The sequence below is a fragment of the Niallia sp. Sow4_A1 genome (assembly GCF_052116745.1).
Taxonomy (GTDB): Bacteria; Bacillota; Bacilli; order Bacillales; family Cytobacillaceae; genus Niallia; species Niallia hominis.
Genome location: NZ_JBQKKM010000140.1, coordinates 1 through 525, shown reverse-complemented (window position 1 = coordinate 525; position 525 = coordinate 1). Strand labels below are relative to the sequence as shown.

Here is a 525-nt window from a genome sequence, read left to right as displayed (position 1 = left end):
GAGACAATATAAAACACCTCCAAAATGGCAATACTTGAGATAAGTATTGTGACATTATTCGGAGGTGTTTTTGCGTGGGCAAAAAAACTGTATATACAAAAGAGATTAAATGGGCGGTAGTAAGAGATAAGCTTGAAGGAAAATTAACAACACGGGAAATTATGAACAAATACAAAATCAAAAATAAAACTCAAATTGAAACTTGGATGAGATGGTACAAAAATGGAGAAATGTATCGGTTTGATCAGCCAATTGGTAAACAATATACATTTGGGCATGGGCCCGATTCTTTAAGTAAGGACGAGCGAATAAGTAATCAACTAACTCACCTAAAAATGGAGAATGAAATTCTAAAAAAGTATATGGCGATGAGAAAGGAGTCGATAAAGGGCTAGTAGTACAATTGGTTGAACAATTTCGTGAAAAATATACCGTTACTTCCATTTTAAAAGTTTTAGGGATTCCACGTGCTAGCTATTATCGTTGGACTAAAGGGTTTGGTGAATATCGGAATGAACATGAAGA

2 protein-coding genes are annotated in these 525 nt (G+C 34.5%); both read left to right on the top strand.

All coding sequences use genetic code 11. The features are described from left to right. Positions 1–74 precede the first annotated feature (74 nt). The gene (locus ACTQ5K_RS25560) at positions 75–395 is read left to right on the top strand and encodes a transposase (protein WP_016200952.1); all 321 of its coding nucleotides are present in this window, start codon (positions 75–77) and stop codon (positions 393–395) included. Positions 396–403: 8 nt separating this feature from the next. After that, a partial coding sequence (locus tag ACTQ5K_RS25555) for a hypothetical protein (protein WP_441994457.1) occupies positions 404–525 on the top strand: 122 nt, incomplete at its 3' end.